This window comes from Lawsonia intracellularis PHE/MN1-00, from assembly GCF_000055945.1.
GTDB classification, from domain to species: Bacteria; Desulfobacterota; Desulfovibrionia; order Desulfovibrionales; family Desulfovibrionaceae; genus Bilophila; species Bilophila intracellularis.
In genome coordinates, this window is the sequence record NC_008011.1 from 205,931 (window position 1) to 218,851 (window position 12,921).

The following is a 12,921-nucleotide window of genomic DNA, read 5'->3' on the forward strand; positions in this document are numbered from 1 at the left end:
TAACCAGATCAAGCTGAACTACTTTATACTTAAGGAGTATATCCTAATGGCAAATCCTATAGTTTTAATTGAAACATCATTTGGAGATATTCTAGTAGAACTTTTTACTGAACAAGCTCCAGTCACAGTTAAAAATTTTTTAAAATATGTAAATGAAGGTTTTTATAAAAATACAATTTTTCATCGAGTAATTGATGGATTTATGATACAAGGAGGTGGATTAAATATTAAAATGGAAGAAAAACAAACTGATGCTCCTATAGAAAATGAGGCTTCAAATGGGCTTAAAAATATTCGTGGGACTATTGCAATGGCACGGACATCTGAACCACATAGTGCTACTTCTCAGTTTTTTATTAATACTATAGATAATGATTTTTTAGACTATCAATCTCCTGATGAAGATGGATATGGTTATTGTGTTTTTGGTAAGGTCATAGAAGGAATGAATGTTGTTGACAAGATTCAAAAAACAAAAACGCATCAAGTTGGAATTCATTCTGATGTCCCAAAAGATATTGTATTAATAACAAATATTTCATTATTTGAATAAAATAGTTGAATAGAAAAGAGTAGTAACTAGCACTAGTTACTACTCTTTATAGTGAGAATTTTTTTGAAAATAAAAATAAAGATAGAAAGAGTGGTGCCTGGGGACAGGATTGAACTGCCGACACGGGGATTTTCAGTCCCCTGCTCTACCAACTGAGCTACCCAGGCAATGTGTTGCATCTCTAACTGAAAGTTTGTTACTTAGCAAGCATTTTTTATAACTTATTAGCATAAACATCATAAATTCTTATAAGACATCTAGCAATACTATTTGTTAAATGTATTTATGAAAATGAAGTAACATAAGTTTATAGATAACCTAATTAATTATTAGCTTAAGTTATTATTTATCTTTTGTTTTTTCTTCAGCTGGGATGATCACCATTGATTCAATAATAACAGGTACGATAGGAACATCATTATGCATACCAACTGTATGAGTAGGAACTTGCTTTATAAGATCCACTATATTTTGTCCGCTAATAACTTGTCCAAAAACAGTATATCCATAACCACTAGGAGTAGGAGCTTTATAGTTAAGAGCTTTATTATCTTCAACATTAATAAAAAATTGTGTTGTAGCTGAATGTGGATCATTTGTTCTAGCCATAGAAATAGTATATTTTTTATTTAATAATCCATTTGCAGCTTCATTTTGAATAGGTTTTTTAATTGGCTTCTTTTCTTCCATATTTTCAGTAAAACCACCACCTTGTATCATAAATCCATCAATTACTCGATGAAAAATGGTTTTATTATAAAATCCAGATTTTACATAAAAAAGAAAATTACCTGCTGTTTTAGGTGCTTTCTGTGTATCAACTTCTATAGTAAACGTTCCATAATTTGTTTTTACAAGAACTTTAGGTAGTTCCCCAGATTGAACATCTTTTAAGAAGAAAAAAGATAAAATACAACTTAATGTAAAAAAAGAAGCTATTAATTTTTTCATAAAAATCTCCACAGGTCTATTAATAATATTTAACTATGTTTTTTATAATTTTATTATAACTATAGGTAAATATTGATGCTGAGCACACTAGATTTCAAATAGCATTTCTAAATCTTCTTTAGTAAGAGATTTCCAAGTATCTTGTCCAGGAATAATTGCTTCTGCAACACCACGTTTCATTTCTTGAAGTTTAAGGATTTTTTCTTCTACTGTATTTTGACAGATAAGCTTATAAGAAAACACTTGTCGTGTCTGTCCAATACGATGTGTTCTATCTGTTGCTTGGCTTTCAACAGCAGGGTTCCACCATGGATCATAATGAATGACGTAATCTGCAGAGGTTAAGTTAAGACCTGTTCCTCCAGCTTTAAGAGAGATAAGGAAGACAGGAATTTCTGGAGTGTTATTAAATTTATCTACTTGTTCAAGTCTATCTTTACTAGTTCCATCAAGATAACAAAATGGAATATCAGTTATTTGTAGCCAGCTTTTGATCAATTGAAGCATCTGTACAAATTGTGAGAACACAAGAACTTTGTGTCCACCTTCAACAATATCAAAGATCATATCTTTGAAAGCTTCAAATTTCCCTGATGCAAGACTTCCAATAGAGAAGCCTGGCATATCTACTTTGAGTAGGCGTGGATGACAACATATCTGTCGAAGTTTTAGTAGTGCATCAAGTATAGACATTTGACTTTTTGCAATACCCTTAGTTTCTATATCAGCAAGTACTTGTGAGCGAAGTTTTTTAGTAAGTGCTGTATAAAGCTCGTTTTGTTCATCTGTCATTGCACAATATGTAATATTTTCAATTTTTGGTGGAAGATCTTTTGCTACTTCTGACTTTGTCCGTCGTAAAATAAATGGTTTTACGCGAGTTCGTAAGTATTCTAAGGTTTCATTATCACCATCGCGTATAGGTTTAATAACTCCACGTTGGAATGCATGTTGTGAACCAAGAAATCCAGGCATAAGGAATTCAAATAATGACCATAATTCAAATAAGTTATTTTCAATAGGAGTACCTGATAAGCAAAGACGCATACGTGCTTTGATTGTCCTAACAGACTTAGCTGTAATTGTATTTGGATTTTTTATATTTTGGGCTTCATCAAGAATAATAGTATTAAAGTAATGTTTTTCTAACTCTTCTAAATCTCTTCTAAGTAGAGCATATGTTGTTATAACTAAATCTGAATTTACAACTTTTTTGAACATGCCTTCACGTCGTGTTCCATAAATAGTTAATCTTTTTAAATCTGGAACAAATTTTTCTGCTTCTCTTTCCCAGTTTGGAAGAACTGAGGTAGGAACAACTATAAGGTTTGGTCCTTCATACTTTCGATTTACCATATGTTGAATAAAGGAAAGAGTTTGTATTGTTTTTCCTAATCCCATTTCATCAGCAAGGATACCTCCAAAACCATATTCACTAAGAAAATTAAGGTAAGATACGCCTTGTAGTTGGTAACTACGTAATGTTGCATTTAATCCTTTAGGTGTTTCAATAGGTGTAATTTCTTTGAAACTTCTAATTTTATTTCGTAATGAATTCCAAAATGAATCTGTTTCTGAATTAGGAAGTTCATCAAGAATAGTATCAAGAACAGGTGCTTCAAATTGTTTAAATTGATGTTTTGGAGGTTTAGTTGGATCAAAGCCAAGTGCATGAAGTTTATGAGAGAGTTTTTGTAGCCATGTTTCAGGTAAACTTGTATATGAACCATCTTTTAACTGGACATACCTTTTACCTCGCACCCATGCTTTCCAAATACGTTCTAGGGGTAAATGTTGACCATCATATTCTACATCAATATCTAAATTAAACCATTTTTCTTTTTCATTACTTTCTACTTTTGCAGTAATAACAGGTTGAGCTATCCTTACTTTATATCTGGTAAGTGCTTTTTCTCCATAAACTCTCCAGTTTTCTACTAGAGTGGGATATGAGTCTAGTAGAAATGCAATAGCTTCTTCTGGTTCCATGAACCATAATTTGTTACTGCGTGGTTGAAAGTGCATCTCAGACAGCTGTGTTATAAGCGCTGATTCTTCTTGCTGATCTCTTCGAATAAGAAATGTGTGACCTTCAAAAATATAGCTTCCTGTTTGAAAGTCAGGATTTGGCCCAGGAAGAGTAAATTCGCCATGAATTGTTTCATATGTATTTTGTACTTCTAGCGTGAGTAAACTACCTTCTTCATCAAGAAAAAGTTTTGGGTCATAGGATGCTGGTTGGAAAATAGGTTCCATTATTTTTAGAAATTCTTCTGGTTCGTATAGTTCAGATGAAGGTAGTCGAGTCCATACTCTATCAAGAAATTCAGAAATATTATCTTGTGGTACAATTGGGGTATTAGCAACAAGTTCTTTAATAAGAGTTGGTGACAGACTTGTCTGAACAGGATAGAAACTTTGATTCCAATTTACCCAAAGGGGCATTTGTCCATGAAACGTTATTTCTGTATCTTCTTCTGTGAGTGAAAAAGGCATCTTTCCTTCACGTTGCAACAAGACATAAAAGCGTAGTCCTTCATCATCAAGGCTTGGTTTAAGTTTAAGGGCTAAAGGAGTACTGACAATAGTGCAAGGGAGGTTTGTATCTCTCCAAAGAAGATAATATTCATGACGTATAGCCCAGAAAAACCATGAAACAAGTCCTTCAGGGATTTCGACTCTATGTCCATAATAGTCTAAGAAATGTCCTATTTGTTGGGCTACTTTTAAAAGCTGAGGAGATTGTTCACACCAGTCAGGATTACGTAAAATTTGTTCTAATGTTGTTTCTTGATGGACAGAAGACAGTCCGGTCTTATTTTGGCGTCCACGGAAGAAAGCGACAATAAGTCTTGTAGGTTCAGGGTAAAACCTAAAAATAAGGTAATGACGTCCTACTTCTGGTTCAAGAGAAGTAGAAAAGAAATTCCGAAAACTTTGACGCCATTCAATATTATGTTTTATAGGTTCTTCAACAAGATCTGTTGATTTATCAAGATCATTATGAAGTTTAATAGCTACTGAAGCAATATGTTTACATACGCCCATAAATGCTTCATGACAGTTGCATGTATGAGAAACACGTGATTCTTCAATAAAAATAATAAGTTGTGGAGAATAGTTTTGAAAATCTTCTTCTTGTACAATACTGTCTATATACCAAATATCATGTTCTTTACGAATGGTAAGTTTTTGGACACCATTGTTTTGAATAATTGATTGACCAACATCCCTAATATAATCAGGGATTGAACCTTTTATAAAGCCTTGGATCAGAGATCGGGCTATATTTTCCTCCCGAAAATTCATGTACTGACTTTCCTTACGTATATTACTATATTTAATTTTTGATATTATAGGACTTCATGTTTATATATCAAGAGAATACATTTGTAACAAGTAGGTTTTTTATTCTTTATTCTATAAATAAAAAAAGTGAGTGAATCAAACTTAGCTAGTTATCAAGAAAAATTGTTGATAGCTTTTTACTCCAATTATTTTTTAGATAATATGAGTGCTTAAATTTAATTCTAATTATAATGTATAAAAAGATAGTTATACCTAAAAGAAAATATTGACTAGATCTTTTTTAATTTTTTTTAATTTTTTAGTTATCTCTTGATAAAAAATGACTAAATAGTGTTGATGATAAAAATAAATAAGAGTTCTGTTATAACACAGATAGAATACATCTATATGTAGTCTCTAATTTTAATCATGTTATGTTACCATATTATACATTATTCATAGGAATATTAGATTACTATGTAGCTATGAATCACAGTACACTGAAAAAATATAACGTATTAGGATAAAAAGTATATCAACTTTCTCAATGTTAAAATAAATCTTTTTTATATAACTTTTTGTCATCTCATTCATATGATTGACTTTCGTTCATTGTCTTACTACCCTAAATTTATTACTTTTTTAAAATAATACTATGGAGTTTTAACTCTCTATACTTATTAATAAAAATTGAATCTTTTTTGTTTTTCCATAAATTTAAATTGGTTCTGATGATATCTTTTTGGTCAACAGGTTTAAATTAAGGTCAAAAGTAAGATAAGTATAAATCAATTTTTTATATTATTGAAGTAGTAAAAGAAGTTATAGTTATTTTTTGATTAGCTACAATAGATTTATAGTTATTAAGGAAATCATATGGATAAAATTATACATTATAAAACTAAAACATTAGTACATTCAATTTTTTTTCTTCTTTTTTTATTGACCTCTCTTTATCTAACAATACATTTTGTTTATGCACAAAAACTAACAGAGCAAAACAGTGATGAGGACCTTAGTACAGAACAACCAGTACATGGTGGACGTATTCGTTTAGGAACAATAGCAGAACCAATAAATTTAATTCCTTACTTGTCTACAGACGGTACTTCACACGAAATTGCTGACTTACTATTTGTATCTGCACTTGAGTATGATAAAGATTTACAAGTAGTACCACTAGCAGCAAAGTCATATGAAGTTTTGAATGATGGAAAATTATTACGATTTATTATGCGTGAAGATGTGTTTTGGCAAGATGGAGTGCAACTTACTGTTGACGATATAGAATTTACATATAAATTAATGTTAGAGCCTAACACACCTACAGCTTATGCAGAGGACTTTCTCACTATTAAGGAGTTTAAAAAAACAGGCCGTTTTACTTTTGAAGTGTATTATGAAAAGCCATATGCTAGAGCTCTAATGACATGGATGGGCTCAATTTTACCAAAACACATTCTTGAGGGGCAAGATATTACCAAAACACCTTTTGCTAGAAATCCTATAGGTGCTGGACCATATAAATTAAAAAGTTGGGAAACAGGTTCTCGCCTTATTCTTGAGGCATCTGATAGTTACTTTAAAGGTAAGCCATATATCTCAGAAGTTATTTATACAGTTATCCCAGATAGTTCAACAATGTTCCTTGAATTAAGAGCAGGGAATTTAGATATGATGGGCCTTACACCACAACAATACTTAAAGCAAACTAAAGGTCCACAGTGGGAAAAAAATTGGAAGAAATATAGATATCTTGCTTTTTCATATGCTTACTTAGGCTTTAATTTAAACAAGCCTATGTTTCAAGATATATTAACTCGTCAAGGAATTTCCCATGCTATTGATCGTCAGGCTATTGTAGATAATGTTCTTCTTGGTGAAGGAGTCGTTTCCTTTGGTCCTTACAAGCCAGGAACATGGGTATACAACACACACCTTAAACCAATAGAATATAATCCAGAAAAAGCTCGACAATTATTTACACAGGCAGGATGGAAAGATACAGGCAATGGTGTTCTTCAAAGAGATGGTAGGCCTTTTACATTTACTATACTTGTGAATCAAGGGAATGAACAAAGAGCACGAGTAGCAAGTATTATTCAAAGTCAGTTAAAAGAAGTAGGAATTGAAGTACAAATTAGGACTGTAGAGTGGGCTGCTTTTCTTAAAGAGTTTATAGATAAAGGAAGATATGATGCTGTTGTTCTTGGATGGTCTATTACACAAGATCCTGATATTTATGATGTATGGCATTCTTCAAAAGCACATGAAGGAGGATTAAACTTCATGGGGTATAAAAATACGGAACTTGATGCACTCCTTGTAGAAGCAAGAACAGAACTTGATCAAGCTAAACGCAAGCCATTATATGATAAAATACAAGAAATACTTCATCATGATCAACCATACTGTTTTCTTTTTGTACCTTATTCTTTACCTATTATAAAATCTAAATTTCATGGGATAAAACCAGCACCAGCAGGTATTATGTATAATCTTGATCAGTGGTGGATTCCTAAAAAGCTTCAATAACATATAATAATTATATCAATCATTTTACATTTATTTAAAATGATTATTATTTATTATTTATTATTAAAGTATATAACGGCTGTGACTGTAGTAATAATATATCTATTTACCATGGACTGTTCATGAAAGTGATTGAAGCTCCTACAGTAGGTTTACCAACCCCTATGCAAAACGTTCTACGGCGGTTAGAAGCAAATAAAGCAACTGCCACAGAGCGTTCACTTGTTCAAAAAGCATATGTTTATGCAGCAGCAGCTCATGAGGGACAACTTAGGCTTTCAGGAGAACCCTACCTATCTCATCCTCTAGCTGTAGCTGAAATGTTATCTGAAATGGGTTTTGATGCTTATGCTATTATGGCAGCATTATTACATGATACAGTTGAAGATACAAAGTGTTCACTAGAAGATATTGAAACAGAATTTGGAAAACAAGTTGCAGACATTGTTAATGGTGTAACTAAAATTAGTATGATGAGTTTTGAAAGTAAGGAGGAACAACAAGCTGAAAATTTTCGTAAAATGATTCTTGCTATGTCTCAAGATATTAGAGTTCCTATTGTTAAGTTAGCAGATAGACTGCATAATATGAGAACATTAAATTTTCAAAAACCTCATAAACGTCAGTCTATTGCTCAAGAAACAATGGATATCTATGCACCATTAGCAAATAGATTAGGACTTCATAGAATTAAATTAGAGCTTGAAGATTTAAGCTTTAAATATCTCCATCCAGATATTTATACACAAATTTCTACCTGGATGCATTCCAATAGAGTTGTAGAAAGAAATCTTATTGAAAGAATTATTTCTAAGATTAAAGCTATTCTTCATAAAAACGGGCTAAAAGGTACAGTGCAAGGTCGTGTTAAACATGTTTATAGTATACATAAAAAAATGGTTGAACAACATCTTACACTGGATAGTATGCATGATATCCTTGCATTTCGAGTTATCGTAGATACGATTAGTGATTGCTATGCAGTATTAGGACTTCTTCACTCTCAGTGGAAGCCTTTACATGGACGATTTAAAGATTATATCTCCATGCCAAAAGTAAATGGATATCAAAGCTTACACACAACTGTTATGGGTCCTGAAGGAGAACGTATTGAAATTCAAATTCGTACAAATGAGATGCATAAATTAGCTGAGCAAGGTGTAGCTTCTCACTGGTTATATAAAGAACGTAACCATTCAGTTAATTTAAGTGATGTACCTCAATTTGAATGGTTAAGAGAAGTTTTAGATCGTCAAAAGGACGAAAAAGACTCTCTTGAATTTATGCAATCATTACGCTTAGAATTATTCAAAGATGAAGTATATGTCTTTACACCTGCAGGAGATGTTAAAGAGCTACCTAAAGGAGCAACACCTCTTGATTTTGCGTTTCTTATCCATACAGAAATTGGTAATCATTGTGTGGGCAGTAGAGTTAATGGTAAGCTTGTTCCTCTTTACTCAGTTCTTAAAAGTGGTGATACTGTTGAAATTATTACAGATAAAAATAGGTATCCTAGTCGTGATTGGCTTAAAATAGTAAAAACAGCTAAAGCTAGAAATCGTATTCAACAATATCTTCGAACTGAGGAAAAAGCTGCAGCTATTTCTCTTGGTAGAGAACTGTTAGAAAAAGAAGGGCGTAAACTTGGTATTAGTCTTACCAAAGCTGAAAAAGAAGGACACCTTATATCTCTTGCTACCCATCTTTCTTTAGGTTCTGTTGACGAGTTACTAGCTTCAGTTGGATATGCCCGCAATACACCTCGGTATACATTAAAACGCTTACAGACATTAATGTCTTCAGATGAGACTTCTAGTTATTCTAAAGTAATTGCTCCTCATAAAAAGAAAAAAGAATCTTCTGTATTGCAAAATTTTAGTGGAGTTACCGTTAGAGGCATTGATAATATGCTTGTACGGTTTGCTAAATGCTGTAATCCAGTGCCAGGTGATTCTATTGTTGGATTTATAAGTCGTGGCCGTGGTGTTATTGTTCACACAGAAACATGTCCTAATGTTCAAGCACTTGAATCTGACAGACTTGTTTCAGTTCAATGGGATGGACATGAAACTGTTCCTTTTCCTGCACGTATTTATTTAGTTGGTATAAATGTTGTTGGATTACTTGCTGATATTGCTCTAGTTTTTAAAGCAGAAAATGTGAATGTTGAATCGTGTATTGTTCAACGTTTAATTGATGGAAGATCAGAAATGGATGCTACCATTGGAGTAAGAGATATTGCACATTTATATCAAGTTATTGATAAACTACGTCAACTACCTAATATTGTAGAAGTCCTTAGAAAAACAGCAGACGAGTAATTTGTATAATTATAGTATTAAAAGTTTGTAATTGGTGGAGTAAAAGAGGGTACTATTGTTGGAAAAAGAGCATGATAAGTCATAACAAGTATAATAATACCAATGCCACATTTTATAATAATACCTAATAATCTTCCAATAAGTGCACCTTTAGCTGCCCGGCTGGCTTCTTCACGACTACGTCCATTAAGGATTTCCATAAAATAGCAACCTATCCATGCTCCAGCTAATGCTCCAATAAAAGCACCCAATCCAAATAAAAATGGTAATCCTAATATTGCACCAATAAACGCTCCTAATAAACCTATCCACATTCCACTTGTACTAGAACCATATTTTTTACTTCCCCAACTTTGAGCTATATATTCAATAATTTCTCCAAGAATAGCTAGTCCAAATAACATAATAAAGAAAAACATATTCATATCAGATGTGTTTGGACCAATAAATTTCCACAGAGAAATAAGACCTAGCATAATCCAATTTGCAGGTAATGTAAGAATATTTAATAGAAGGATAACAGATAAAATAAGAAGAAAAATAGAAGGAAATAAAACATCCATAGCAATATCCTAAGCAGACGTAATATGAGTTAGTATGATGTCACTATAGTTATATTATCCAGTTAGTATATTTTATTCTACGTATTTTTATAAAAGATAGGTAGTAATTTGTTATAACTAGTTGAACTAGAAATAAGTGTAAATAAAAAAAGAGAGATGAACAAGTATTGTCTTTTTTACAATACTTATGTTACTACTAAAAGTAGTGTTTACGTATGTATTAGTGTATAGTAGATAGATAGTTTCCAAAAAGATTCAATCTTACTTTTTTGGTATAGAACTATTTTTATACATTTAAGAGAGATAAGAGAATGTAGAAAAAGGTAGTGCTAACAATAGGCAAATTATAATTATGTCTATTATATGTATTGTCAATTAAGCAAAAAAATAAAATATATTGTACTAACTAGTAGGATATTATCTTCCTAATATTAAAGAAAGATATGAATGTTTTTGTTAAAAAGTATACCTAAGTGTACAAATAAATCTATATGCATTGCTTTTTGTATCATGACTGTTCCATATTTTTTTATCAAGTTTAAGATGCATCCAGTTAAGTTCTAATCCAACCATAAGATTTTCATATATTTTGTAAAAAGAATTAATATTTAACTCTAGTACAGAGTCTTTTTTTGTCAAATAAAGTCCATTTGGAGTAAGAAATCCATTTCTAGATAACCCACTATTAGGTAAAGCTGCGAATAAGGCATATTGCTTTGCAATTTCTTTATTATTTGTTCCTTGATACCATGCTAGCCGTAAATTATGTTTTAATTTTTCAATAAAACTAATATCCATCAGTTGTCCGGCAATTCCCCATGTTCCTGTAGGATCATTTCCAGCTATTGATGCTCCTGTCCCACGATCTTGCCAGTAACCATCAAACCCCATACTTGTTCCTGTCCAATTTGAATCATAGGTTGGCATTCGCTTTGAACCATTACTCAAATTATCTTTATCACCTGTAGTATACCATCCTAAGATTCCAGGTGTTACACCTGTAAATTGATATTGTGCTAATAATGCGGCATACCATCCTGATCGATTAAATTTTTTTGTATTAGATGATTGGTTTCCATAGTTAAAGTCCCAAGCAATAGAAAAAGGAATTTCAAATTTGTACATCCCGGTAAAACCTAGCCACCAAATATTAGCATGTTCTTTGAGGAGTTGTGTTCCAGTAGGTGTCCAAATAAATGGAAAAAGAAGTTGATCAGGTTGTCCAAATTGTTTTTGCAGGTTAAAAACATTTTTACCTATTCTTCCATAAACTCCCCATGGAGTTATAGATAAGCCATTATATGTACATGGAATAGAAAGCCCAACAGTATCCATTGTTGATTTATTTTTACCTTCATAAGGACGAATCCACCATGTGGTAACACCAATAGTATCATTTATAGGAGTATTTACAGTAATACCTGTTGCATTTGAATCAAGAATAGCTGAATCAGCCACAAAACCTGGAAAAGCAAATTGCTGTAGTCCCATACGGACATTGATAGAAGTATTTGGTACAATCCAGTCTATATAAGCATATCTTACGCCAATACTTTTGCCATTTGTACCAATAGAACCTCCATAACTATAATCATTTTCATTTTTTCCTACTCCCCAGTCATTATTAATACGAAAACGTAATACACCTTTAAGATTTTCATTGGCTTCATAAGTCGTTTGAAATGTAAAACGTTGATTTGCTCCAAAGTAATCACTTGAATTAGATCGTGAGAAACTTGTATCAATCCAAAACATTGAGATATCAAAAAAACCTGATAGTTTAATTTCACTAGCATAAGCATGCTGATAAGCTAATGGAAAGAGACAACATACTAAAAACAGTATAATAAACTTTCTCATTCTAACTCCAATAAAAAGAATAGACTTATTTATTACATGTATTTTTATATTATTATATAGTGTATAACCTTTTTCTTAGGAGTTTAATATTATAATTAACAAAAAGTAGAAATAAAATTAATAGAAGAATACCTAATATCATTAGATAACTAAAAAGAACGATATAGCTCAATTTAGTATAATATTATATATGAAACATAACACTTATTATTCTATACTTAGTACATGTACTAAGTATAGAATAAAATAAATATAGAAGAGGTTAATTCTATTACATTCATGATAAAGTAAGTTATAGGCTATTTTTATTAGCTTACTATTAAGGTAGGATGTGACATAAAATATTTTTTTAACAAATTATGATAAAAGGTTAAATTAATATAAAAATTATGTTATAATATTTTTTTATTAAACATAATTTTTTATTGTTTTTTAGAGGTTGTTACAAAAAGATAAAAATGTTATTAGAGTTAGTTATTAATTACTATTATAATTTTTTTTTTTTATTGGCGGAAGCGTATAGGAGTCGAACCTACCACGGACAAGCTGCCCGCCATTGGTTTTGAAGACCAACGAATATTATTTTCCTAGATTTTCATCAATTTTTATTATCCTTATAATTCAATAAATTATTAATACACTCTCTTTCCTTTATTTTCCTAATATGTTATTTATCTGACCTAATAGGTTGGAAATAGGGTTGGAAAAAAAGGAGACAAAGAATGGCCGCCACAAAAAGGAACAAAACAAAATATCCCGGAGTATTCTTCCGAGAAGAAAAAAGAATAGGTGCCTCTGGAAGCGAAAAGGTCTACTATGTCGTATTCAAGAAGAATGGGAAGGTTAT

Annotated in this window: 7 protein-coding genes and 2 tRNA genes; 3 read left to right on the forward strand and 6 right to left on the reverse strand. The window is 31.5% G+C overall.

Annotation, left to right across the window (positions count from 1 at the left end):
* The first annotated feature begins 46 nt into the window (after positions 1 to 46).
* On the forward strand, positions 47 to 553 hold the full coding sequence (locus LI_RS00920) for a peptidylprolyl isomerase (protein WP_011526248.1): 507 nt from the start codon (positions 47 to 49) through the stop codon (positions 551 to 553).
* Positions 554 to 644: 91 nt separating this feature from the next.
* Here the strand turns inward: LI_RS00920 and LI_RS00925 are convergent.
* The 3 genes from LI_RS00925 to LI_RS00935 all read right to left on the reverse strand — a co-directional run bounded on the left by LI_RS00925 (position 645) and on the right by LI_RS00935 (position 4,813).
* Positions 645 to 720, reverse strand: a tRNA-Phe gene (locus LI_RS00925).
* Between the two features lie 175 nt (positions 721 to 895).
* Positions 896 to 1,504, reverse strand: a complete 609-nt coding sequence (locus LI_RS00930) for a peptidylprolyl isomerase (protein ID WP_011526249.1) — start codon at positions 1,502 to 1,504, stop codon at positions 896 to 898.
* Positions 1,505 to 1,591: 87 nt separating this feature from the next.
* On the reverse strand, positions 1,592 to 4,813 hold the full coding sequence (locus LI_RS00935) for a DEAD/DEAH box helicase (protein WP_011526250.1): 3,222 nt from the start codon (positions 4,811 to 4,813) through the stop codon (positions 1,592 to 1,594).
* Between the two features lie 855 nt (positions 4,814 to 5,668).
* Here LI_RS00935 and LI_RS00940 point away from each other — a divergent pair.
* Both LI_RS00940 and LI_RS00945 read left to right on the forward strand, forming a co-directional pair.
* Entirely contained in the window at positions 5,669 to 7,327 is a 1,659-nt protein-coding gene (locus LI_RS00940) for a peptide-binding protein (protein WP_011526251.1), read from the forward strand.
* A 122-nt stretch (positions 7,328 to 7,449) separates the two neighbouring features.
* Positions 7,450 to 9,651: a RelA/SpoT family protein gene (locus LI_RS00945; protein ID WP_015353681.1), complete on the forward strand. Its 2,202-nt coding sequence runs from the start codon at positions 7,450 to 7,452 to the stop codon at positions 9,649 to 9,651.
* Between the two features lie 17 nt (positions 9,652 to 9,668).
* Here the strand turns inward: LI_RS00945 and LI_RS00950 are convergent, their stop codons facing one another.
* From LI_RS00950 to LI_RS07500, 3 genes are all read right to left on the reverse strand, one after another.
* Positions 9,669 to 10,214, reverse strand: coding sequence for a DUF456 domain-containing protein (locus LI_RS00950; protein WP_015353682.1), 546 nt, complete (start codon positions 10,212 to 10,214; stop codon positions 9,669 to 9,671).
* 456 nt (positions 10,215 to 10,670) lie between these two features.
* Positions 10,671 to 12,074: an outer membrane homotrimeric porin gene (locus tag LI_RS07340; protein WP_015353683.1), complete on the reverse strand. Its 1,404-nt coding sequence runs from the start codon at positions 12,072 to 12,074 to the stop codon at positions 10,671 to 10,673.
* A 507-nt stretch (positions 12,075 to 12,581) separates the two neighbouring features.
* Positions 12,582 to 12,662: transfer RNA gene (locus LI_RS07500), tRNA-OTHER, on the reverse strand.
* Positions 12,663 to 12,921 lie beyond the last annotated feature (259 nt).

What these genes read in the sequence shown, in the direction of transcription:
- LI_RS00935 (WP_011526250.1), bottom strand. Translation starts at nt 4,813, where the DNA reads ATGAATTTTCGGGAGGAAAATATAGCCCGATCTCTGATCCAAGGCTTT.
- LI_RS07340 (WP_015353683.1), bottom strand. Translation starts at nt 12,074, where the DNA reads ATGAGAAAGTTTATTATACTGTTTTTAGTATGTTGTCTCTTTCCATTA.
- LI_RS00940 (WP_011526251.1), top strand. Translation starts at nt 5,669, where the DNA reads ATGGATAAAATTATACATTATAAAACTAAAACATTAGTACATTCAATT.
- LI_RS00920 (WP_011526248.1), top strand. Translation starts at nt 47, where the DNA reads ATGGCAAATCCTATAGTTTTAATTGAAACATCATTTGGAGATATTCTA.
- LI_RS00930 (WP_011526249.1), bottom strand. Translation starts at nt 1,504, where the DNA reads ATGAAAAAATTAATAGCTTCTTTTTTTACATTAAGTTGTATTTTATCT.
- LI_RS00950 (WP_015353682.1), bottom strand. Translation starts at nt 10,214, where the DNA reads ATGGATGTTTTATTTCCTTCTATTTTTCTTCTTATTTTATCTGTTATC.
- LI_RS00945 (WP_015353681.1), top strand. Translation starts at nt 7,450, where the DNA reads ATGAAAGTGATTGAAGCTCCTACAGTAGGTTTACCAACCCCTATGCAA.